Annotated in this window: 18 protein-coding genes; 11 read left to right on the top strand and 7 right to left on the bottom strand. The window is 43.1% G+C overall.

The window, feature by feature from the left end:
• Positions 1–33 precede the first annotated feature (33 nt).
• The 10 genes from AC5590_RS03480 (at position 34) to AC5590_RS03435 (ending at position 13,519) form a co-directional block, all read left to right on the top strand.
• Positions 34–1,404 (top strand): alkaline phosphatase family protein, encoded by a 1,371-nt coding sequence (locus tag AC5590_RS03480; RefSeq protein WP_169263041.1) that lies wholly within the window; start codon positions 34–36, stop codon positions 1,402–1,404.
• A 513-nt stretch (positions 1,405–1,917) separates the two neighbouring features.
• Entirely contained in the window at positions 1,918–4,116 is a 2,199-nt protein-coding gene (locus tag AC5590_RS03475; protein WP_169263040.1) for an anthranilate synthase, read from the top strand.
• Between the two features lie 28 nt (positions 4,117–4,144).
• A complete protein-coding gene (gene trpC, locus AC5590_RS03470) occupies positions 4,145–4,981 on the top strand; it encodes an indole-3-glycerol phosphate synthase TrpC (RefSeq protein WP_169263107.1) in 837 nt (278 codons plus the stop codon).
• 32 nt (positions 4,982–5,013) lie between these two features.
• Positions 5,014–5,973 carry a zinc-binding dehydrogenase gene (locus tag AC5590_RS03465; protein WP_169263039.1) on the top strand — a complete coding sequence of 320 codons (960 nt, stop codon included), beginning with the start codon at positions 5,014–5,016 and terminating at the stop codon, positions 5,971–5,973.
• A gap of 58 nt (positions 5,974–6,031) precedes the next feature.
• The gene (gene trpA, locus AC5590_RS03460; protein ID WP_169263038.1) at positions 6,032–6,859 is read left to right on the top strand and encodes a tryptophan synthase subunit alpha; all 828 of its coding nucleotides are present in this window, start codon (positions 6,032–6,034) and stop codon (positions 6,857–6,859) included.
• A 79-nt stretch (positions 6,860–6,938) separates the two neighbouring features.
• Complete coding sequence (gene trpB / locus AC5590_RS03455) at positions 6,939–8,180, top strand: tryptophan synthase subunit beta (protein WP_171975391.1); 1,242 nt, start codon at positions 6,939–6,941, stop codon at positions 8,178–8,180.
• 207 nt (positions 8,181–8,387) lie between these two features.
• Positions 8,388–9,467 (top strand): 3-deoxy-7-phosphoheptulonate synthase, encoded by a 1,080-nt coding sequence (gene aroF / locus AC5590_RS03450; RefSeq protein WP_169263037.1) that lies wholly within the window; start codon positions 8,388–8,390, stop codon positions 9,465–9,467.
• Between the two features lie 493 nt (positions 9,468–9,960).
• The gene (locus AC5590_RS03445) at positions 9,961–10,692 is read left to right on the top strand and encodes a hypothetical protein (protein WP_169263036.1); all 732 of its coding nucleotides are present in this window, start codon (positions 9,961–9,963) and stop codon (positions 10,690–10,692) included.
• 190 nt (positions 10,693–10,882) lie between these two features.
• Positions 10,883–11,413, top strand: coding sequence for a hypothetical protein (locus AC5590_RS03440; RefSeq protein ID WP_169263035.1), 531 nt, complete (start codon positions 10,883–10,885; stop codon positions 11,411–11,413).
• Positions 11,414–11,605: 192 nt separating this feature from the next.
• Complete coding sequence (locus AC5590_RS03435) at positions 11,606–13,519, top strand: RodZ family helix-turn-helix domain-containing protein (RefSeq protein WP_169263034.1); 1,914 nt, start codon at positions 11,606–11,608, stop codon at positions 13,517–13,519.
• Positions 13,520–13,626: 107 nt separating this feature from the next.
• On the opposite strand, the gene AC5590_RS03430 is transcribed toward AC5590_RS03435, so the two are convergent.
• The 3 genes from AC5590_RS03430 to AC5590_RS03420 all read right to left on the bottom strand — a co-directional run bounded on the left by AC5590_RS03430 (position 13,627) and on the right by AC5590_RS03420 (position 15,597).
• Positions 13,627–14,736, bottom strand: coding sequence for a WD40 repeat domain-containing protein (locus AC5590_RS03430; protein WP_169263033.1), 1,110 nt, complete (start codon positions 14,734–14,736; stop codon positions 13,627–13,629).
• Between the two features lie 161 nt (positions 14,737–14,897).
• A complete protein-coding gene (locus AC5590_RS03425; protein ID WP_169263105.1) occupies positions 14,898–15,194 on the bottom strand; it encodes a hypothetical protein in 297 nt (98 codons plus the stop codon).
• 238 nt (positions 15,195–15,432) lie between these two features.
• On the bottom strand, positions 15,433–15,597 hold the full coding sequence (locus AC5590_RS03420; RefSeq protein WP_171978102.1) for a CAB/ELIP/HLIP family chlorophyll-binding protein: 165 nt from the start codon (positions 15,595–15,597) through the stop codon (positions 15,433–15,435).
• A gap of 426 nt (positions 15,598–16,023) precedes the next feature.
• On the opposite strand from AC5590_RS03420, the gene ald reads away from it, so the two are divergent.
• A complete protein-coding gene (gene ald, locus AC5590_RS03415; RefSeq protein ID WP_169263031.1) occupies positions 16,024–17,115 on the top strand; it encodes an alanine dehydrogenase in 1,092 nt (363 codons plus the stop codon).
• Here ald and AC5590_RS03410 read toward each other — a convergent pair.
• The 4 genes from AC5590_RS03410 to AC5590_RS03395 all read right to left on the bottom strand — a co-directional run bounded on the left by AC5590_RS03410 (position 17,073) and on the right by AC5590_RS03395 (position 22,019).
• On the bottom strand, positions 17,073–18,890 hold the full coding sequence (locus AC5590_RS03410) for an ATP-binding response regulator (RefSeq protein WP_169263104.1): 1,818 nt from the start codon (positions 18,888–18,890) through the stop codon (positions 17,073–17,075). The genes ald and AC5590_RS03410 overlap by 43 nt on opposite strands.
• 164 nt (positions 18,891–19,054) lie before the next feature.
• Positions 19,055–19,639 (bottom strand): chemotaxis protein CheB, encoded by a 585-nt coding sequence (locus tag AC5590_RS03405; protein ID WP_169263030.1) that lies wholly within the window; start codon positions 19,637–19,639, stop codon positions 19,055–19,057.
• Positions 19,640–19,693: 54 nt separating this feature from the next.
• Positions 19,694–20,518 carry a CheR family methyltransferase gene (locus tag AC5590_RS03400; protein ID WP_169263029.1) on the bottom strand — a complete coding sequence of 275 codons (825 nt, stop codon included), beginning with the start codon at positions 20,516–20,518 and terminating at the stop codon, positions 19,694–19,696.
• 472 nt (positions 20,519–20,990) lie between these two features.
• The gene (locus AC5590_RS03395; RefSeq protein WP_169263028.1) at positions 20,991–22,019 is read right to left on the bottom strand and encodes a hypothetical protein; all 1,029 of its coding nucleotides are present in this window, start codon (positions 22,017–22,019) and stop codon (positions 20,991–20,993) included.
• Positions 22,020–22,243 lie beyond the last annotated feature (224 nt).

The following is a 22,243-nucleotide window of genomic DNA, read 5'->3' as shown; positions in this document are numbered from 1 at the left end:
CGACTGAATTATAAAGTTATTTCCATCAGAACTATGAATAAAACTGTTGTTCTCAACGTAGTAGGATTAACGCCTAGTCTACTGGGAGAGAATACACCCTCGCTGTCACGTTGGGCGGCTTCTGGGAAAGTCAGTGCGATCGCCCCCGTGTTACCTGCTGTCACCTGCACCGCTCAAGCAACTTATCTCACAGGCAAAATGCCGAATGAACATGGCATTGTCGCCAATGGATGGTACTTTCGCGATGAGTGTGAAGTGAAATTTTGGCGACAGTCTAACAAACTCGTTCAGACTCCTAAAGTGTGGGACATAGCACGCTCATTAGATCCATCTTTTACCTGCGCCAATTTGTTTTGGTGGTACAACATGTACTCATCGGGGGACTATGCAGTGACTCCCCGACCAATGTATCCAGCTGATGGTAGAAAAATTCCCGATATTTATACACAGCCTCAAGAATGGCGAGCGCAACTCCAAGCTGAACTAGGTCAGTTTCCTCTGTTCAATTTCTGGGGTCCCAACACATCCATTGCTTCTACTCAGTGGATCGCTAACAGCGCCAAGTGGGTAGAAGAACGCTGCAACCCAACGTTGACTCTAATTTACCTGCCTCATCTGGACTATTGCTTGCAAAAGTTTGGTCCTGAGGACAACCGAGTTACTAAGGATTTACAAGAAATTGACGCTGTTTGCGGCGATTTGATTCAGTACTACGAAAATCGAGGTGCTCAAGTTATTGTTTTGTCAGAATACGGTATTACACCCGTATCCCAACCCGTCCACCTCAATCGGATACTGCGGGAAAATGGTTTGCTAACCGTGCGTGAGGAATTGGGGCGAGAACTGCTTGACCCCGGATCAAGTAAGGCTTTTGCCGTAGCAGACCATCAAATTGCTCATGTTTATGTGAATGACCCGTTTTATATTCCTAAAGTGCGATCGCTCTTAGAAGACACCCAGGGTGTTGCTCAAGTTTTAGGCGAAGACGAAAAGCCAGCTTACGGTTTGAATCACTCAAGGTCAGGAGAATTAGTGGCGATCGCAAACTCAGACGCTTGGTTTACATACTACTACTGGCTTGATGACAATCGTGCCCCTGATTTTGCCAGAACAGTTGATATTCATCGTAAGCCTGGTTATGATCCTGTGGAATTATTCATTGATCCGGATATCAAATTTCCCCAGTTCAAAATTGGTTTAAAACTGCTGAAAAAACAGCTTGGTTTTCGCTACTTAATGGATGTTATTCCCTTAGAAGCTACTCTAGTGCGTGGTTCTCATGGTAGTGTAACTGCTCCTCCTGCCAATAGACCATTATTTATGACTCGCCAAACTGACTTGCTGGAGTCTGAATCAATAGCCGCCAGAGATGTTTGTCACTTAATTCTTAAACACCTTCAATAAAAACTTTCAAAATTTTTCTAACTTTGGGTAGAAGCGACAGAATACACTTTTATACTTTTAGCAATTAAATCTATTAACGATAGTATAAGCCAAAAATTTGACACATCTATCCAAAAATTGTTCATATCTCATCCCTAAACATTTAGATAGGCTAATCTCATACCAAGTAGCATTCAAATCTAAAACTTTGCTTGAGGTTTTGACTGTTGACACTAGGTAGTTACCACTAAAAAGTTGACAGTATAAGCTTGTTACCTAATAAAATTTAATTTCGTATTGTAACAGGTTTCTCTGTTCGTTTTCTTTTGATTATTTTTTATTTGAATAGAGAAATACAATAACATACACTTAGGGACAAGTTGTCTATGCTATTTTTTGCTCTTCAGATTTTGTCTTATTTTTGTAGCATTAAAATAGCTCATTGACATAGCTTCAATACACAATAGCCATAAGTCATCAGTCAAAATTTGGACTTTTGACTTTTGACTGATGACTACTTCAGAGAAATAGCGCATGATTGTTGATTCTCACTCCTATACAACTGTTGGCGGTATAAATATATTTCGCTCAATCAGTGAAGTACAAACGGACACAACTCTGGACGAAATTTTGTTTCACCTGGACTCTCAGCGTGGAGGTTTGCTCAAAAGTAGCTACGAGTATCCAGGGAGATATAAAAGGTGGGCGATTGGATTTGTCAATCCACCACTGGAGGTGACAACACGTGAGAACACTTTCACGCTAAGAGCGCTCAACAATAGAGGCAAAGTGCTTCTACCAGTTCTTTTTACGCGATTGTCGGCGCATTCTCAACTTCAAGAGGTTGAATTAGAGAATGATCACATCAAGGGTTTTGTCAAGCCAGCGCTGCAACTATTTGTAGAAGAAGAGCGCAGTAAGCAACCTTCTGCATTTACACTTATCCGCGATATCCTCCATACTTTCTCTAGTGATGAAGACGAGCATTTAGGACTGTATGGAGCATTTGGATATGATTTGGTATTCCAGTTTGAACCCATTCCCAGGCGTTTAGAGCGTCCCACAGATCAACGGGATTTAGTACTGTATCTACCAGATGAACTACTGATTGTTGACTACTACTCGCAACGTTCATACCGTATACAGTACGACTTTGAAACAGCGCATGGCAGTACCAAAAATCTTCCACGAACAGGTGACTCGGTTGATTATAAAGGAGAGCAGCATGTTCCCGTTCTAGCTTCTGACCATAAATCAGGAGAGTATGCAAATCAAGTAAAAGTCGCACTAGATTACTTTCGTCGGGGAGACTTATTTGAAGTTGTTCCCAGCCAAAGCTTTTTTGAATCCTGTGAAGAACCACCGAGCAAACTATTCCAAACACTACAGCAAATCAATCCCAGTCCCTATGGGTTTATATTTAACTTAGGTGGAGAGTATCTGATCGGTGCATCTCCAGAAATGTTTGTGCGAGTCGAAGGTAGGCGTGTAGAGACTTGCCCAATCAGTGGGACAATTACCCGAGGACAAGATGCTATAGATGATGCTGAGCAGATTCGTCAACTCCTCAACTCTGGTAAGGAAGAAGCTGAACTGACCATGTGTACAGACGTGGATCGTAATGACAAATCACGGATTTGCGAACCAGGCTCAGTACAAGTGATTGGTCGTCGTCAAATAGAATTGTATAGCCACTTGATTCACACAGTGGATCATGTAGAGGGATTATTAAGACCAGAATTTGATGCTTTGGATGCCTTTTTGAGCCATACTTGGGCAGTCACAGTCACAGGCGCACCCAAACGCTCAGCAATCCAGTTTATCGAAAACCATGAGCGGAGTGCTCGACGTTGGTATGGTGGAGCTGTTGGTTACTTAAACTTCAACGGCGATTTTAACACCGGATTGATTTTGCGGACAATTAGGTTAAAAGACTCAATCGCCGAGGTGAGAGTTGGCGCTACAATTCTTTATGACTCCTTGCCATCAGCAGAAGAACAAGAAACAATGACTAAAGCTGCGGCTTTATTTGAGACAATTCGTCGCGCGAAGCAGGAAAAAAAATCAGAAGAATCTCAGCTAACAAAATTGAGCGCCTGCATCCAAGATGTTGAACCTAGTAAGCGCATCTTACTCATCGACTACGAAGATTCATTTGTTCACACACTCGCAAATTACATCCGCCAAACGGGTGCAACAGTCACAACACTACGTCATGGTTTCTCAGAATCGCTGTTTGACACAGAACGTCCAGACTTAGTTGTTCTATCTCCTGGTCCTGGTAGACCGAATGATTTTCGTGTTCCAGAAACTGTCCAGGCTTGCTTACGTCGGCAAATTCCGCTTTTTGGAGTCTGTCTAGGACTGCAAGGCATTGTTGAATCGTTTGGTGGAGAACTGGGAGTTCTCAACTATCCTCAACATGGCAAGTCTTCACGGATTTTTGTCAACGATTCAAATTCTGTCCTGTTCAAGGGTTTGCCAGAATCATTTTCTGTAGGTAGATACCATTCCTTGTTTGCCTTACCGGAAAAATTGCCAGCACAACTGAACGTAACAGCCATTTCTAATGACCATGTGATCATGGCAATAGAGCATCAAACACTTCCTATAGCAGCTGTGCAATTTCATCCAGAATCCATTATGACTCTGGCAGGAGAACTTGGTCTGGCAATCATTCAAAACGTAGTGCGTGCATACACCCAAACTCAAGAGTCAATAGTCATTGGTTAAAATTACTCCCTCATCTGGTAAGCAGCATATGAGTAACTCAGTTGCTACTACAAATGTCCGTCCACGCCACATTCTCGAAGAGATTGTGTCGTACAAGAAGCAAGAGGTCGCACAAATGCGGCAAGAACTGCCACTAGCGACCTTGCAACAGCAGTTAAATGCTGCTCCGAGTGTACGAGATTTCCTAACGGCTTTAAAGCAAAATCCCCATCAACCTAGCCTGATTGCAGAGGTTAAGAAAGCTTCGCCGAGTCGTGGAGTTCTCCGGGCTGACTTTGATCCAGTGGCGATCGCCCAAGCTTATGAGCAAGGTGGTGCAGCTTGTCTATCTGTTTTGACTGACTCTAAGTTCTTTCAAGGCAGTTTTGATAACCTGCGTAATATCAGACAGCAAGTTGCACTCCCACTACTGTGTAAAGAGTTTATCATCGATATCTACCAAATCTATTATGCACGGGTTGCAGGCGCAGACGCTGTACTGCTGATTGCTGCCATCCTTAGCGATGAAGCACTTCAAGACTTTTTGCGCGTCATTCACGATTTAGGAATGAAAGCTTTGGTAGAAGTTCATACCTTAGCTGAACTGGATCGAGTCCTAAAACTTGACGATCTGCGCTTAGTAGGGATCAATAATCGCAATCTAGAAGATTTTACAGTGGATATCAGACTCACTCAGCAACTTGTAGAACAGCGACGCTCAAAATTGCAAAGCTTTGGTATTACCATAGTCAGTGAGTCTGGTTTATATACTCCTGCTGATTTATCATTTGTTGCCCAAGCGGGTGTTCGTGCCGTTTTGGTAGGAGAGTCGTTAGTCAAACAAGCTGATCTACAGCAGGCTGTGCGTAGTCTGCTCAACTCCTAGCACGTCACAGTAGTGACAAAGGAAAAACGGGCATGAAAGCTATGGTGATAACAGGCTTCGGAGGTCCAGAAGTTTTTGCTCAGCGCGAGGTGGATAAGCCGATACCAGGTAAAAACGAAGTTTTGGTCAAGGTTTATGCAACATCAGTTAATCCTGCTGATTGTGGACTACGCCAAGGACTGTTTGGACCTATGATAAAACTACCCGCAATTCTCGGCTACGACGTTTCAGGAGTCGTTGAGGCGACTGGAGAAAACGTCAGAGATTTTCAGGTCGGTGACGAAGTCTATTACGCCATAGGACTTATGGATGGTCAGGGTGCAAATACTGAATATCATGTCACTAATGAGTCGATTCTTACCAAAAAACCCGCAAATTTATTGCATACAGAAGCGGCTAGTGTCCCGGTGGCGGGCGGTACAGCATGGGCTGCTTTGTTCGATAGAGCAAGTCTTAAAGTAGGCGAAACCATACTGATTCATGGTGGTGGAGGGGGTGTAGGCTGCTTCGCTATCCAAATTGCCAAAGCAGCAGGTGCTTATGTTTACACAACCTGCGGCAGTTATGATTTTGATTTGGTGAAGTCTATCGGTGCAGATAGAGTTATTGACTACCGCAATGAAAACTTTATCGACATTATCTTGAAAGAAACGGGTGGTGAAGGAGTTGATGTGACTTTTTCTACCGTACCAGGCGAAGTTTTAGCCCAAAGCCTAACAGTAACCAAAGTTGAGGGTCGCGCTGTGACAGTCACAGGCGTACAGGGTGACCTTAACCCAGCTATTTTCAAAAATATTACAGTTCACTTTGTACACTTAGAAAATGCCCGCCCGAAACTCGAAGCTTTGAGAAAGCTCATTGAACGGGGTCAAATTAAACCTGTGGTTGGAATGACGTTTCCTCTAAGTCAAATTGCCCAAGCTCATCAAAGATTTGAGCAAGGGGGCGAAGGTGTACGCGGTAAGATTGTTGTGCAAGTTGCTGACTCGTAGTAGGCGAGCGCAACACTGACTACTAAACCAATACTCATTACGTAGGTGCATTATTCTGATGAGTTCCATTTCCCAACGTTTTCAATCTTTAAGAGACCGCAATCAGCGCGCTTTAATTCCCTTCATAACAGCTGGAGATCCTGACTTACAAACCACAAAAGAAGCTTTACGCATCTTAGACAGCAATGGTGCTGACTTTATTGAACTCGGTGTTCCTTACTCTGATCCACTAGCAGATGGTCCTGTGATCCAAGCGGCTGCTACTCGTGCGTTGCACAAGGGAACTAAGTTAGAGCATGTGTTAGAGATTGTTGCCGATGTGAGTCCAAGCTTGCAAGCACCGATCATTTTATTCACTTACTACAACCCGATTCTCAATCGGGGTGTTGAGTCGTTTCTGGCGCAACTCGCTAAGGTTGGAGTACGGGGATTAGTCGTACCAGACTTGCCTTTAGAAGAAGCAGAATATCTAATTAACACAGGCGCAGAATTTGGCATAGAAGTGATTTTACTTGTCGCTCCTACCAGTTCTCAAGAGCGGATTGAGGCGATCGCCAAGCAATCCCAAGGATTTATCTACCTTGTGAGTGTGACTGGTGTGACTGGTGTTCGCTCCCAACTACAAGATCGCGTCAAAACCTTACTAAGCCAGATGCGAAGCATAACTGATAAACCGATTGGTGTTGGCTTTGGCATCTCTGGACCAGAACAGGCGCGTCAGGTAAGCGATTGGGGCGCAGATGGTGTCATTGTTGGTAGTGCATTTGTTCAAAGATTAGCAAATGGTAGTCCCACAGAAGGACTGCAAGCTGTTGAACAACTTTGTCAAGAATTGAAAGCCGCAATTGCCCAACCGTCTCTTCAAACAGTAGGTTCAATACAGTGAACAGTTATCGAGCAGTTGATAACTGTTAACTATTGTTAAGACTCGTGAAAAGTTACTAGAACGTAAGAGGTTATATCCAGTGGTTAGCATCTCAGATATCAATAATAAAGTTGAATTGGCGACTGCAAGACCCGACTCCTTGGGGAGATTCGGAAAGTTCGGCGGTAAGTATGTTCCTGAAACCTTAATGCCCGCATTAAGTGAATTGGAAACAGCATATGAGCAATACTGCAACGAGCCAAGCTTCCAAGCAGAGTTACAAAATTTACTCAAAGACTATGTGGGACGCTCCACTCCCTTATATTTTGCCGAGCGTCTCACTACACACTACGCTCACAGTGATGGCACAGGACCACAAATCTATCTCAAGCGGGAAGATTTAAATCATACAGGCGCTCACAAAATTAATAACGCTTTAGGTCAGGTGTTGCTGGCAAAGCGCATGGGTAAGCAGCGCATTATCGCTGAAACCGGAGCTGGTCAACATGGGGTAGCAACTGCGACCGTGTGCGCTCGCTTTGGTCTACAATGCGTGATTTACATGGGCGTCCAGGATATGCAACGCCAAGCCCTGAATGTGTTTCGGATGAAACTGATGGGGGCTGAAGTCCGTCCAGTGGAGGCGGGTACTGGAACACTCAAAGATGCAACCTCCGAGGCGATTCGGGACTGGGTGACAAACGTGGAAACGACTCACTACATCCTCGGTTCTGTTGCAGGTCCCCATCCGTACCCGATGATAGTACGCGATTTCCACGCTGTGATTGGCAAAGAAACTCGCGCTCAGTCTCAAGAAAAATGGGGAGGAATACCTGATATTCTCTTGGCTTGTGTTGGCGGTGGTTCCAACGCGATTGGGCTGTTCCATGAGTTTGTCGATGAGCCATCTGTACGCCTGATTGGAGTTGAAGCAGCGGGTGAAGGTGTTGACACCCAGAAGCACGCAGCAACTTTAACACTGGGACGAATCGGCGTGTTGCACGGCGCTATGAGCTATGTACTGCAAGATGATGATGGTCAGGTTATCGAAGCACATTCGATTAGTGCTGGTTTGGACTATCCAGGCGTTGGTCCTGAGCATAGCTATCTCAAGGAACTTGGTCGCGCGGAGTACTACAGCGTCAGCGATTCTGAAGCTTTGGAGGCGTTGCAGCTTTTGTCTCAACTAGAAGGGATTATTCCAGCTTTGGAAACCGCTCATGCGATCGCCTATTTAGCAAAGCTGTGTCCTCAGTTAGATGGTAGTCCTCGGATTGTCATAAACTGCTCAGGCAGAGGCGACAAGGATGTGCAAACTGTTGCTAAAATCCTGAATTCTTAGTCTTTGTCCAAATATTAGGGACTATTGATAAATAACAATTTCAGGACTTACGTAAGGGAAACGTAGTTGCACCCGTTGCGAAGCAAGCAAGCAATCTCACAGTCTTATTCTTTCGTAACTCGTGCGTAAGTTCTAAATCCCAGACGCGGTTATTTTTCAGTAGCAACTCTTATTACTTTATATAAAAAAAGTAGAGAACCAAAATCCATGATCATTGTCGTCAAAAATGGTACACCTGCTGATGAAGTTACTCGCATCAGCCAAGAATTGCATAACACTTGGGGCGTCACTGTAGAAAAAAGCGTCGGACAAAACAAAGTGGTTTTAGGCTTAATTGGTGAAACTGCCACCCTAGATCCAATGCAGATACAGAATAACAGTCCTTGGATTGAGCAAGTACTACGAATTCAGAAACCTTTCAAGCGCGTCAGTCGAGAATTCCGTCATGGAGAAGCCAGTGAGGTTGTTGTTCCCACACCAAATGGTCCTGTCCACATCGGTGAAGAACATCCCGTTGTGTTGGTTGCTGGACCTTGCTCTGTTGAAAATGAAGAAATGATTGTGGAAACGGCAAAGCGCGTTAAGGCGGCTGGAGCCAAGTTTCTGCGTGGCGGGGCTTACAAACCTCGCTCCTCGCCTTATGCATTTCAAGGACATGGTGAGAGTGCTCTAGATTTGTTAGCAGCAGCTCGTGAAGCTACTGGTTTGGGGATCATCACAGAACTTATGGATGCTGCTGATTTACCAGCACTGGCTAGGGTTGCTGACGTGATTCAGATAGGAGCCAGAAACATGCAAAACTTTTCCTTGCTAAAGAAAGTGGGCGCTCAAGATAAGCCTGTGCTGATCAAACGCGGGATGTCCGCCACGATTGATGAGTGGCTCATGGCAGCAGAATATATTCTGGCAGCAGGAAACCCAAATGTAATTCTTTGCGAACGAGGTATTAGAACTTTTGATTCCAAATATGTTCGTAACACTCTAGATTTATCAGTGATTCCTGTGTTGAGACAGCTAACACATTTACCCATCATGATTGACCCTAGTCATGGTACAGGAAAATCAGAGTATGTTACACCGATGGCAATGGCAGCTTTAGCAGCAGGTGCAGATTCATTGATGATTGAAGTTCACCCAAATCCTGCTAAAGCTCTATCTGACGGACCTCAGTCCCTGACTCCTGAAAAGTTTGACAGATTGGTTCAGGAATTGTCAGTTTTGGGTAAAGTCGTTGATCGTTGGTCTATACCCGATCAACGTAGTTTAGTAGCTTTAGGACAGGTGTAGGAAGTAGGGTGTAGTATTTTGTGTTTGTAACAGAGGTACCAATACTTTTGAGTTAGGGGGAAAGGGAAAAATTCATCCTTTCCCTCTTTTCCTTTAACCTTGCTCATAAAAACATCTAATCTTTGGTATTTAACATCTTTCCAACGATATATTTTTTTGTTGATATTTTTTATATTTTATGAAACGAAAAAGAAAAGAGAGAAATCTAAAAAATTGACAAATCAATCAAAAGAATTTTGATTGATAAATTTATGAAAATTGCTTATTTTTGTATAGACAGTAGCGTTAATTACAGTTTTCCTTAAGTGATCTCTACATTCGTTGGAGAATTTCCGAAACAAAGCCATTCTTGATTTGTAATGCCCAGATAAATAATTACTAGTTTTGGCAATAACAGAGCAATAAAAAATTAAAAAAACAGGCTTATTTTTTGCTGATTTTATATGCCTGTGGTTGCGTAATTTTTAACGTATAAGTAGGAGGATTCTCTTTAATGGCAACTGATAACAATAATAATGGTGATCTCGGGAGTGTACTGCAACAATCTCCCTGGGGTCGATTGAGTGAAGTCACTTCTACTGAGAACGTATTACAAGGCTTTGGCAATGCTACTGGTGGTGGTAGCATCGGTGGCGCTCCCAGTGGTGCTGGTGGCGGTAGTCCCTTTACTAACTTTGGTAACCCGAATGCCTCTGGTAGCCCGCTTACTGGTGGTAGCAACCCTTGGGCTGCTATTGGCACTAGTGGTGGCAGTGCTCCCTCTGGTGGCGGTGGCACTGACGTGTTGACTGGTGCTCCCTCTGGTGGCAGTGCTGGCGGGTTCAGTGGCGGCAGCCAAGGTGGCATCGATTTTGCAAGCGCAACCAATTCGTTGTCGTTTCAGAACAGAATCCTGATTGATCAATACGTGGCGAATGGTCCTACTACCGAAAGTACAGATGTGTTGTCATGGCAGCTGACGAATAATGTTGTCAACCAGGTTTCCGGCTTGGGTAGCACATCACCTGTAAATGGTGGCGGCAGCACCGACGGCTTTGATGTTAACAGCATCCCGTCTGGCGGTGGTGGCAGCATTGGCGGCTTTGGTGGTGGCAACCAGTTTGGCGGCTTTGATCCTAACAGCATCGGCGGCTTTGGTGGTGGCAGCGGCGGCTTTGATGTTAGCAGCATCGGCAGCTTTGGTGGTGGCAACCAGTTTGGTGGTGGTGCCATCCCGTTTGCTTAGAGTTTCACCTTAAAAAAATTGTTGGGTTAACCAATACCTAAGGCAACCCAACATGATTCCAAGACCTACTAGCCAAACTAATCTCCTGTGACGAAACCAAAGAAGAAACTTAGAGACCGATCTAGCTTGCTTTCTTTAGTTTTCCTAGTTCAACAACATTTTTGTTCTAACGATAGGAGGATTTTTAGTTATGGCAACTTCTAACACTAACTCTGCTGCTAGTAGTGACAGTGTTTTTCCGCAGTTATCATCCAATTTTTTGGAGAAGATCCGGACAAACACCTCAACCTTTACTGACATTGTCAACCAATATAGAAGTGACAAAGCCGATGCAAGTGACGATCAGCCTCTGGCACCTGTAGTTGATTTGGTGAATGCAGTTTATGGCAGCGACTCACCCTTCTTAAATGGCAATGCCAGTGCATCTAGTGGTAACGACATAGTTACTGGTAGTGGCAGTGTGTTAAGTGGTAGCAGTCCAGTGACTGATAGTAGCAGTGTGTTTCCTTTGCGTTCTGAGATTTGGAAGCAGGTAAAAGCTGATATCTTAAGCTCTGACAACCTTGCTAATCAGAATTCTGGTGTCGGCAGTCAGCTTCCGCTATCATCAACTGAAGTCTTGCAACTGTTCGCGAATGACATCACAACTTTGAGTCAAGCTATTGATTCATTGAACTCTGGAAACAATGCGATCGCTAGTACTACCCCTCCGATTGTTTAACGTCCCAGTTTGAAGTCAAAAATGTTGGGTTGACCGGTAAAAGGATCAACCCAACAACATTCCAAGATCTACTAGCCAATAAATAGCCTGCACTTAAAAAACCAAAGACTAAAGCAATAAGGCAGGCTTTATGTATTTAATTTCCCACTTTTTACCAGGTTTGAGTCCTAAAAATTAGGAGGATTATTTTTTATGACAACTTCTACCCTTAATCCTGACACCAATTCAGTTTTTCCCTCAGTTACTGATCTAGCTGGTGTTAGCAACTACTCGACTGGTAGTGTACCACCAGTTTCAGATTCCCTAACTAGTGGTGGCAGTTCCCTAGTGGTTGACACTTCCCTACCGGTTGACACTTCCCTACCGGTTGACACTTATTCTGCTAGCACTTCTGCTCCTACTGCAAGCACTTCTGCTCCTACTTCTACCAGTCTGGCTCCAATCAGTAACAGCAACTCATCTGCAAGTGGTACTGACACCTTAGCCAGCAGCAGCAACTTGTTTGCTAGCAGCTCAGGTACTAGCGCTGTTGGTGGTAGCAGCAACCCGTTTGGTAGCATCTTAGGTACTAGCAACTCAAGTAGTACCGGCTTAGGATCTGGCAGCACCAACACCTTTGCTGGTGCTGCAAACAATCCGTATGCTGGTGGTGGCGGTCAACCTTTCGCTAGTCTTGGCAACGTAGTTGTTGGTGAGGGTCAATGGATCATCGGTAAAGAAAACACACCGGAAAGATTTTCAAAAGCGATAAATTTTACTGTCGAGCAGTTGGTTGACTCAGTCATCGACAAACTGAGTTACAAAATATCTCAGAGTGGCATTACTATTTCTTCCAGTGGTGGAAACCCATTTGCTGGTGGAAACAATCCCTTCAGTACTACCAGTGCGCCAGCTCTGGATTACTTGAAACAGGCTTATGGTACAAATTTCCCTATACCTAAATCAGCTGAGAGTCTGCTGACATCCGTCTACAGTCAGACCTTGCCAAGTGCGTCTGGTACTTCGGGTGCTAGTGCTGGTACCTCGGTTGCTGGTGGTAGCAACCCGCTTGTACCTACTAATAACACAGCTATTGCTCCTGGCAGTATACCTCAGCAACCATCTATAGATATTGTGCAAGTCCTCTTTGGTCAGGACTTAAAAGGCGCTGGCGGAAGTAGCTCACCCTCCGACATCTTAAGGATTGTCCAAGATGACCTATTAAACTTCACCAAAACAGTCAACTCCGCTACAGGTAAAAAACTGTTCAGTGGTAACAATACGCCTCTGAAATCACCTTCCGATTTATTGACGCTCTATAAAAATGACATACTGAGTGCAAATACTAGTATTAATACTGGTACTCAAAACATTAGTAATGGTGATCCGTACAGCAACGTATTTGCTGGTAGTGCCACTCAAGGTGGATCTCAGGCTGTTCAACCACCCACCGATGTCTTGTACACTGTCCTTGGTGGTCTGTTGCCCTTCAGTGGCACTGACAACATTTTTAATACTCCTGAAGGTGGCATACCCATTGGTTATGGCAATAAGGACTTTGGTAGTAACAACGCTGTCATAGGTAATGCCAACTGGAACTATGGACAATCCAATGTAAGCGTAGGTAATGCTAACTGGAATTGGGACTCCACTAAAAACAACGCAACAATTGGTAATGGCAACTGGCATTTAGAGTCTAGTCAAAACAACAGAACCATTGGTAATGGCAACTGGTACTGGGAGTCAACCAGTGACAACGTAACTCTTGGTAATGGTAACTGGGATTTCGGAAATAACAACACAACCATTGGTAACGGTAACTGGGACTTCGGTAGTAATAACACAATCATTGGTACTGGTAACCATGTCTTCACCAGCAACAGCCTAGTTATTGGTGATGGCAATTGGTCTGTGATTATTGACAAATCCAACACTGCGGCTGGTGAGTTTCTCGGTAAGTTAGATAATTTGGTATTGTCGATGGGAATCAAAGACGCTGGTGATAATCTAGTTAATTCCCTCTTCACCAAATTCGCGGATGCTTTCCAACCCTTAACAGGTAACCTTGGAGAATCTGGCCTCAAGACATATAATCAACTCTTCTACTCTGGTGCCAATAACACCTAAGTAACGCGATCTGTCGCTATCCAGTAACGAAGCGATCGCCAACAAGTAGCCCCGAAGTTCAACCATCAAAGCTTTTTTGAGTTTTGATGGTTGAACCTTTGTGTTATTTACTGACTAACTAACCAAACATTAACTCTTGTATCAAATCCACCAGTAGCAAGCTTTGTTCCATCAGGACTAAAGGCTACAACGCTAGCCCAGTCGGAATGTCCATAAAGTGTGGTTATCAACTCGCCTGTTGTTAAATTCCACAGCTTAATTCCATCTTTGGCAGCACTGGCAAGAGTTTGTCCGTTTGGGTTGATGGCGATATCATTTACCCAGTTGTTGTCTCCTGTCAGGGTGCGAACAGATTGTCCAGTGGTAACATTCCAGACTTTAATTGTGCGATCGCGACTCGCACTGACAAACGTCCTTCCATCTGGAGTAAAAACTATTTTAGTGACTGTATTATAATGCGCCCCTGGAATTGTGCGGATTAATCTTCCACTACTCAAATCCCATAGCTTAATCACGCCAATATTATCACCACTCGCCAGCGTCTGACCATCAGGACTAATCGCCACTGTATTAATCGAGTTATCAAAACGTGTCAAAATCGCAAGTGGGCGCTGTTGTAGCAAATCCCACATCCGAATACCATCTAATGCGCCACTGACAAGAACTTTACCATTTGGAGTTACAGCTAAAGATAGTACATTGCTTGTATGTTCCACAAAGGAGCGAGTAAATTTGCGGCTTTTGAGGTTCCAAAGGTTAATAGTGTTGTCATCACTGCAACTGGCAAGAGTTTGACCATCTGGCGAAATCACGATAGATTCTACTGCAGCTTTTTGTGCTCTATCAATAATTCCAAGCCTTCTGCCAGTTATTGTATCCCATAAGCGAATTATGCCTTCATTATCATTGCCACCACTAAGAAGAATTCGGCTATCTGGAGTGAAGGCGAGAGATTTAATAGGTCCGGTATGCTGTATGAATGTGTAAAGAAGTTGTGGATTCGCAACACTAGTCGTCGGTTGAGCTACTGGTGTCACTTTAAACTCAACAGGGATTGCAGATGGTACTTGGATCAGCGAAGTGATGGCAACGGCACCTGCTACACTCATGAGTGTCACAAAATTCTTGGCACTGGTTATTTGAGACTGAAATTCATTTATACGCCCATAAAGCTTTGCATTTTGGATTTGCAAGAGGAATTTATTGTGATTATTCATATATTTTAAATATCTCAAGACAGCCTGTACCATATTGACAGGCGGTAAACTTCCGCCCATCAATGATCATACTGGCGCATAGGTAGCAAAGCATACCATATTTATTTGTTTTTAGCAACAATCAATAATAAATATCATGACTCAAATTTCAGAGCCAAAATCTACCGATATGGTGGCTTTTTCTTAGAAACACTCAGCATCGGTAAAGCAGGACTTGACGATCGCTCAGGCAGGTAATGTTGTACAACAGGTTCATCAGGTAAGGGGCGGCGTTGTTGAATCCGCCACCATTTGTAGGCTAGCGCCACTCCTGTTGTCCCTAAGCCAAAAGCAAACAACGACCACCTATCGTCTAATCCACCAATCAATGCATCTATGACTCCCATTGTAATCAATACACTGATAATTGGTTCTTTACGGTAGCTTGACTTCAAAAAACGAGGAAATACAGCATTCATCACAAGCTTTTTTGTTCCTGTTCACCTTTACATATATATTTATATTTTTTGAGAGCACCTAAGCTAGCGATTGACGCTTTTGTGATAGAGCCTCAATTTCATTATAGTTCGGTTCAGTTCTACTACCATTAACGCCCAATTAAAGGTTTTATTAAGTCAAAACCAGCCGCGATATTCAGCTGGTTTGAGCTTCTGGTCATTTTTGTGGTACAAGAGTCACTTCTAAGTTGGTAAAATCCTACTTAAGACCGAGCCATGATAAGACTCCTTGGTTGGTAACATATTCTATTACCACCATGATTAGGAAGCCAATCATTGCAGCTCGACCATTCAAACGCTCAGCATATTCATTAAACCCGAACTTCGGCTCTTCCAACTTAGGAGTTACGCTTGGCTGTATCATCATTGAAAACCTCTTTTTGGCAAATGAACTTTTAAGTGGATATCTGAAACTGGATATTTGAGTAACAACACAACTGAGCTATTTTACAGGATTGTCACTGTTTACAATTATTTACGATTCTTATCTTAGTTTATTGTAGAAGCAGTTTCGTAATCGTCAAGAGCAAAAGTTTGAACTACAGTGGTGGTATCACAGAGAGTTAAGTTGTCCAGAGTAGTCAAGTGTAGAGTGCCAAAGGTTAATCCCTTGTAAAGGTATCCTCTGTTCGAGGGTGAAACAGCGCTGTGTTCTCAAAGCTGAGTGTAGTCTTTGCACTTCAATACTTTCGACTTCAATACGAGTTATAAAATTCGTAGTTTCTGATTCAACAGAAAATGAATGAGACTGACAAACTATAGCTATACAAAAATTCATAAGAGGCGATAAATGGAAATTGGTATTCCTAAAGAAACAAAAGACCTAGAGTTTCGAGTTGGCTTAAGTCCTTCTAGTGTGCGAGTCTTACAAGAAAATGGTCATAGAGTTTTCGTAGAGACTCAAGCCGGTATCGGGGCGGGATTTACAGATGATGACTACATTAGCGCTGGCGCGAAAATAGTCACCACCACTGACGAAGCTTGGAAGTGCGAACTTGTTGTCAAAGTAAAAGAGCCATTGTCTGCAGAGTATAAGTTTTTGCAGAAGGGGCAAATTTTGTTTACATATCTGCATTTAGCAGCTGACCGAAAGTTAACCGAACATCTGATTGATTGCGGTGTAACGGCGATCGCCTATGAAACTGTAGAACAACCAGGGAACAACAAATTACCTTTGCTGAGTCCCATGAGTATTATTGCAGGTCGGTTATCCGTACAATTTGGGGCAAGATTTCTAGAGCGTCAGCAAGGTGGTAGAGGAGTTTTGCTAGGCGGTGTACCTGGAGTTAAACCAGGCAAAGTCGTGATTCTAGGTGGCGGTGTTGTTGGTACAGAAGCGGCGAAAATTGCTGTGGGTATGGGCGCTGCTGTCCAAATTCTCGATGTTAATGTTGAGCGCCTCGCGTATCTGGAAACCTTGTTTGGTTCCAGAGTCGAACTGCTTTACAGCAACTCCGCCCATATTGAAGCTGCGCTCAAAGATGCCGACTTGCTCATCGGTGCTGTTTTAATACCAGGACGTAAAGCACCCATCCTTGTGTCCCGCAACTTAGTAAAACAAATGCATCCTGGTTCTGTGATAGTCGATGTTGCTGTTGATCAAGGCGGTTGCGTGGAAACTGTACACCCCACATCCCATACTCATCCTGTTTATCTCGAAGAGGGTGTGGTGCATTATGGTGTTCCTAACATGCCGGGGGCAGTACCTTGGACTTCAACCCAAGCATTAAATAACAGCACTTTACCCTATGTTTTGCAGTTAGCAAATTCAGGGATAAAAGCACTGACAAACAACCAAGCATTAGCCAAAGGTGTGAACGTACAAGACCATCTCTTAGTTCACCCTGCACTACAAGAGGTATTTTCTGACTTAGTCGTGTAGTTGGTTATGAGTTTAGTAGTCCCCTCCTGATTTTCTTTTTCTTCCTCTTGTTCTGTCGTTTTCCCAGTACCCATGAGCGGTAGCTTCACAGTAAAAGTGGCTCCTTGTCCTAGTCCTGGACTTTCGGCATGAACGCTTCCCCGATGCATTTCCACCAGAGAACGTACAATTGCTAGTCCTAGTCCCAATCCACCTTGGTGTCTGGTGATGCTACCATCAGCTTGACGAAAGCGCTCAAAAACATAGGGAAGAAAATCTGGGCTGATACCACTACCTGTATCGCTCACCCGAATAAGTGCTAAGGAGCTTTTAGCCGCAGATGAGTGGTGTTGCTGAGGTTGAAGTGTTTCTGAGGAAGATTCAGCACTGAGTAACAATCGTACCTCTACTCTTCCGTCTTTGGGTGTGAACTTGAGGGCATTACTCAGTAAATTCCAAGCTATTTGCTGTAAGCGGTTTGGATCACCACAAACGACAAAAGAGGTGGAGGAGTTTGCAGTCCCCTCTGGGGATGAAGAGAGTGAGGGAAAATTTTCCCTATCTCCTATAGTGTTTCTTGTTGCCTCGTTCTGTGTGTTAGTGTGTTCAATAATATACTCAAGTTGAATATTTTTTTTCTCAGCTTCTAAGCGTACGCTATCTACAACAGTTGCAATCACAGATGTTAAATTAAGTTGACAGAGATTGAGCTTTAGTTTGCCACGCATAATCCGTGAGACATCTAGAATATCGTCTATAAGTTGTGCCTGCAAAGTAGCGTTGCGTTCAATCGTTTCTAGAGCGCGTGTAATGGCTTTTTCATCCATCTTTCGCTGACGCAGCAGTTTAGACCAACCTAATATTGAAGTTAAAGGTGTACGAAGTTCATGGGAAAGAGTCGCTAAAAACTCATCTTTAAGGCGGTTTGCTGTTTCAGCTTCTTGTCGGGCTGCTTGTTCGCGGATGAAGTTAATGTGTTCTTCTTGTGCTTGTTTGCGCTCTGTAATATCTTCTATCGTGCCGATATATCCAATAACTTCGCTTTGATCCGAAAGCATCGCCGACGAGGACATATGAACCCAACGCTGAATTCCTGTCGAGGTGAGTATGCGAAATTCTGCTGTGTATTCCTGTCGTCGCTCTGATATATTATACCAATCAGCAATCACTCGCCCTCTATCTTCAGGATGAATTGTTTGTGTCCAACCCTCGCCTAAACTCTCCTCCAGTGTCATCCCATAGATAGCTTGATATCGTGGATTAATATAAGTGCATTTACCTAATGTATCTGTGAGAAAAATGCCTACAGGCGAGCAAGCACTCAAAGAGCGAAACATCTCTTCGCGCTTTCTCAGTTCGGTATTCATCTGTGCCAATTGTGCCGCTTGTCGCTTGACTTCGACAGTTTTTTGAAACAGATCAACAAATGCGGCTACCTTGGATTTTAAAATTTCTGCATGAATGGGTTTGAACAGGTAGTCTACAGCACCAACAGAATATCCTTTAAACACCATGTTATCACTCGTGCTAAATGCAGTCAAAAAAATAATTGGTGTATGGCGCGATCGCTCTCGCTGTCGAATTAGGGCAGCTGTCTCGAACCCATCCATGTCAGGCATTTGCACATCCAGCAGAATCACCGCGAAGTCCTGATTAAGCAAACATCGCAGTGCTTGTGCGCCGGATGTAGCCCTCACCACATTTTGACGCTGACTACCTAAAATCGCCTCTAAGGCTAATAAATTTTCTGGATGGTCATCTACCAACAAAACGTTAACTTTCGGTTCAAATGGCATTTCTATCTGTATGCTTTGGGAAATAGATGAAAACGTTTTCACGTCTTCCTATTGACTGTGACGTTTGCGCTTATTTTATTGACACTATCTTAAGTTAGAAATTTAGTTATTCCTTCTGACTGCAGTTAAGAGCTTTTTGTATGAAGAATTAGCCAAGGACTTTCTCAAAAATTACACATTTTAACTAAGTAAGGGGCAATATCTGCCAAAGGTAGAACTTTATCTGCAACTCCAGCGGCGATCGCCGCTTCAGGCATTATTGGACAAGCTGCTGTTGAAGGTTCCTGCACCACAGTTTTGCCGCCCCGTGCTTTAATTTTTCTCATCCCTTGCATTCCATCATGATTAGCTCCTGTCAAGAGAACTGCAATTAACCTTTCGGCATAAGTATCGGCTGCGGTTTCAAATAGCACATCTATTGACGGGCGTGCATAAGTCACAGCAGCATCCACACATAAGGAAAAGCTTGGCTCACGAACCGCATCACTTGTTACTTCTATCATCAAATGATAATCTGCTGGAGCTAGATATATGTAACCAGGCACAATTTCTTCTTTATCTTGCGGCTCGGTGACAACTAAAGCACTGTACTCCTGTAACGCGACTCTCAATTTATCATCTGAAGATTTGTGACGATGCTGAACAATAGCTACAGGTACTGGGAAGTTTTTTGGCAATCCAGCGAGTAAAACTTCAAGGGCTTCTAACCCTCCTAAGGATGTACCAATAGCAATGAATTGAATTGTCATGAGTCGTGAGTGATAACTCGTTAATAATTAGTAGTTTATGGCAATTATCAACAACTATCGAATTCTACGGTAAAACTTTTCTCCACCTTCTAATTGCTCATAGTCTTGTTCATGCGGAGTGAACTTCATTGTTTCCTGGCGTCCTAAACCCAAAATACCGAACTGAACAAGGCTTTCATGAAAAAGATTAAAGACTCGTTGTTGTAAAAATGTATTAAAGTAAATTAATACATTTCGACATAAAATAATGTTAAATTCGTTGAAAGAATTATCTATGACTAAATTATGTTGTGAAAAAATTATGTTCTCTTTAAGATACGAAGAAAAAATAGCATGTTCATAGGCTGATGTATAATATTCGGAGAAAGCTTTTTTTCCACCTGCTTGCAAATAATTTTGAGTATAATATTGCATTGCATCTAATGGATAAATTCCAGCTTTCGCTTTTTTTAAAACCATCTCATTGATATCAGTTGCATACAATCTACAACGATGATAAAGTCCCTCTTCCTGGAGTAAAATTGCCAGAGAATAAACTTCTTCACCACTAGAACATCCCGCATGCCAAACGCGAATGAAAGGATAAGTTCGTAAGATTGGTACAACTTTTTTCCGAAACATCAAAAAAAAGTTGGGGTCACGAAACATAGTCGTTACATTAACCGAGAGGCTACACAGAAATCTCTCCATACATTCGGGATCATGGAGAACTTTTTCTTGCAGTCCAGAAATACTGGTTAAACTTTCGGCTCGAATAATTTTCCAAATTCGTCGTTTGAGTGAGGCTAAGGCATAATTCCTAAAATCAAATCCGTAATAACGATGTATGCCTTCTAATAACAATTGAATTTCAATATCTTCAAGCTGCTCTCTAAGCATATATAGGAATCCGGTTTGCTTTGTTCTAGTTGAGCTAGGGAACGCTTAACAGTGAACAATTGATCACTGGTAACTGGTAACTGATAACTGATAACTGATAATAGTGTACCTAACTGAGTAAAAATTCTATAGGATTTACATCGAATATCTTTTCTTTAAAATCATTATTATGATGATATAAAAAGCACGATATATAAATAACTAAAAAAGTGTATCAAATCAACAGAATAGCAAATAACTATGCGCTTTAGATTTTGGTTCAGTGAGATTTCAAGACACAGTTAAGAATTTGAAATTTAACACAAACAACTCAGGAGTCATAACCCAGAATGAGGGCATGAATTCTGTGGGATGCTCGATTGAGTAAAGGGGTTTAAGGTGCGTTTCCCCTGCGGTTTCAATCCCCATTTAATGGATTCTGACTCGTGTAGAGTGCAAAAGCGCAGCCCATTCTGACTTGGTGAATTCTTTTTTAATTTTTTATTTTATCCCGGAGTAAGCCTAAACTTAAAACGAACATACTCACCAATAAAGTTACGCCTTGAGGTTCAGGGACTGAAGTTGATTTGGTTCCTCTTGTCACTGCATATATTTTACTTGCTGAAGGGTCTCCTTCAAAAAATGTAGAGAATATAAAGTCTCCCGTCACCGGATCAATAGTTGCTCCCATCACTCCAGTTAGAGATGTTGGCGAGTGAAAGCCAAGTCCGGTGATAAAATTTCGACGGGTGTTGGCGATCGCATCTCCATTTCCATCTATCGTATAAGCAGAAACGCTGCTGTTATCATATTCTTCAATTACCAGACTATCTTCAAAAAACCCAGGATTTCCTGCTTTTACGTAGAAAAAACCATCCAGTCCACCATCAAGCTGAACACTTCTGGTGGGCGTAGCGATATCATATGTACCTGAGCTATCTGGAGTGATAGTTGTGTCATAAAAGATATTACTCGTATAAGAAGTAATTTTAAGCCGACCAGCTCCAGCAAATCCTTCAGGGACAAAGTTTAATGCACCTGTGGAAGCAGCAAAGCCAAGAGTGTTTAGATCAATTTGTTTATTAGGACTACTGCTACCAGGCTTTATTTGACCAATGCTGTTGTCAGGATAGGAGGTATAGAACAACACATCAGCTTTGGGGCTATAAGCTAAACCAGCATCAATTCCTCCTGTGCTGATTCCGGGGGCTTGTGTCAAAAAGGATGGGATACCAAAACCAGTGATGTGGTTGTTACTATCACGGCTGACTTCAACTGCATAAATTCCTGCATCCGGGGTATCAGCCAAACCGCTGACTAACAGTGTATTGGGTTCTCCTGGTTGAAATGTTATTCCACCATAAGCAGGTGGAATTTGTTCGATAGAACCGAGATCTGTTATTGAATAAAAATTAGAGAAATCTGATCCCAGTTTTGGTGTCACTGTTGCTCCCAACGCTTGACTTATTACTGCAAACGCAAGGAACACTCCTCCAGCAGCAGCCATGAAGAAATTTCTCATACACAGTTCTTTCTAAGTAGCAATACTTTATACTACTTTTTTTAACTATGTTTGTCAGTAATATTATTTATATCAAGGAACAGGGAACAGGGAGCAAGGAGCCTACGGTGTACACACAAGTCATCGCATGACTCGAAATTTCCTCGAAACCTCACCCTGCCCTATCGGGCATCCCTCACGCCAGGTGCTACAACGGGGGGAACCCCAACGCCAGATACCTACGG

It is taken from the genome of Brasilonema octagenarum UFV-OR1, assembly GCF_963888615.1.
Taxonomy (GTDB): Bacteria; Cyanobacteriota; Cyanobacteriia; order Cyanobacteriales; family Nostocaceae; genus Brasilonema; species Brasilonema sennae.
Note: the sequence above shows the minus strand (reverse complement) of the source record. Positions and strands in the feature narration are given on the sequence as shown.

What these genes read in the sequence shown, in the direction of transcription:
- AC5590_RS03480 (WP_169263041.1), top strand. Translation starts at nt 34, where the DNA reads ATGAATAAAACTGTTGTTCTCAACGTAGTAGGATTAACGCCTAGTCTA.
- AC5590_RS03475 (WP_169263040.1), top strand. Translation starts at nt 1,918, where the DNA reads ATGATTGTTGATTCTCACTCCTATACAACTGTTGGCGGTATAAATATA.
- trpC (WP_169263107.1), top strand. Translation starts at nt 4,145, where the DNA reads ATGAGTAACTCAGTTGCTACTACAAATGTCCGTCCACGCCACATTCTC.
- AC5590_RS03465 (WP_169263039.1), top strand. Translation starts at nt 5,014, where the DNA reads ATGAAAGCTATGGTGATAACAGGCTTCGGAGGTCCAGAAGTTTTTGCT.
- trpA (WP_169263038.1), top strand. Translation starts at nt 6,032, where the DNA reads ATGAGTTCCATTTCCCAACGTTTTCAATCTTTAAGAGACCGCAATCAG.
- aroF (WP_169263037.1), top strand. Translation starts at nt 8,388, where the DNA reads ATGATCATTGTCGTCAAAAATGGTACACCTGCTGATGAAGTTACTCGC.
- AC5590_RS03445 (WP_169263036.1), top strand. Translation starts at nt 9,961, where the DNA reads ATGGCAACTGATAACAATAATAATGGTGATCTCGGGAGTGTACTGCAA.
- AC5590_RS03440 (WP_169263035.1), top strand. Translation starts at nt 10,883, where the DNA reads ATGGCAACTTCTAACACTAACTCTGCTGCTAGTAGTGACAGTGTTTTT.
- AC5590_RS03435 (WP_169263034.1), top strand. Translation starts at nt 11,606, where the DNA reads ATGACAACTTCTACCCTTAATCCTGACACCAATTCAGTTTTTCCCTCA.
- AC5590_RS03430 (WP_169263033.1), bottom strand. Translation starts at nt 14,736, where the DNA reads ATGAATAATCACAATAAATTCCTCTTGCAAATCCAAAATGCAAAGCTT.
- AC5590_RS03425 (WP_169263105.1), bottom strand. Translation starts at nt 15,194, where the DNA reads ATGAATGCTGTATTTCCTCGTTTTTTGAAGTCAAGCTACCGTAAAGAA.
- AC5590_RS03420 (WP_171978102.1), bottom strand. Translation starts at nt 15,597, where the DNA reads ATGATACAGCCAAGCGTAACTCCTAAGTTGGAAGAGCCGAAGTTCGGG.
- ald (WP_169263031.1), top strand. Translation starts at nt 16,024, where the DNA reads ATGGAAATTGGTATTCCTAAAGAAACAAAAGACCTAGAGTTTCGAGTT.
- AC5590_RS03410 (WP_169263104.1), bottom strand. Translation starts at nt 18,890, where the DNA reads ATGCCATTTGAACCGAAAGTTAACGTTTTGTTGGTAGATGACCATCCA.
- AC5590_RS03405 (WP_169263030.1), bottom strand. Translation starts at nt 19,639, where the DNA reads ATGACAATTCAATTCATTGCTATTGGTACATCCTTAGGAGGGTTAGAA.
- AC5590_RS03400 (WP_169263029.1), bottom strand. Translation starts at nt 20,518, where the DNA reads ATGCTTAGAGAGCAGCTTGAAGATATTGAAATTCAATTGTTATTAGAA.
- AC5590_RS03395 (WP_169263028.1), bottom strand. Translation starts at nt 22,019, where the DNA reads ATGAGAAATTTCTTCATGGCTGCTGCTGGAGGAGTGTTCCTTGCGTTT.